This window comes from Hyphomonas sp. UBA3601 (assembly GCF_002375605.1).
In the GTDB taxonomy this organism is placed as follows: Bacteria; Pseudomonadota; Alphaproteobacteria; order Caulobacterales; family Hyphomonadaceae; genus Hyphomonas.
The window spans coordinates 1-294 of the sequence record NZ_DFME01000110.1 but is presented as its reverse complement, the minus strand read 5'-3'; the positions used below and the strand labels follow the sequence as shown (position 1 = coordinate 294).

The following is a 294-nucleotide window of genomic DNA, read 5'->3' as shown; positions in this document are numbered from 1 at the left end:
CGGCCGAGATCCTGTGTCGTGGCGACAGGCTTCATGCCCGGCGATAGCATTTCCACGGTTACCGGCACCCGCCCCGAAGCCAGTTTCGGGTGGTCACCCAACCCATAAAAAGCCTGCGCCCGCGCAGATATGAGCGGCGCGCGATCATCGAGATAATCGACCTGCGCCGTCTGGCCGGACGGCAGCGACAGGCTGAGCGGCGCCTCCTTGCGCAGCGCTTCCTGCACCTGCCAGTCGAGCGAGGCGATCAGGGCTTCGCGCACCGCATGGGGCGCAGGCACCTGCGCACCTTTC

The 294-nt window shown here is 66.7% G+C and carries 1 protein-coding gene; it reads right to left on the bottom strand.

Features of this window, described 5'->3' with window-relative positions; translation table 11 throughout:
• Window positions 1–281 (bottom strand): ATP-dependent helicase C-terminal domain-containing protein (locus tag B4F73_RS11150; protein WP_290483282.1); only part of this gene is annotated, 281 nt, incomplete at its 3' end.
• Window positions 282–294: the final 13 nt, after the last annotated feature.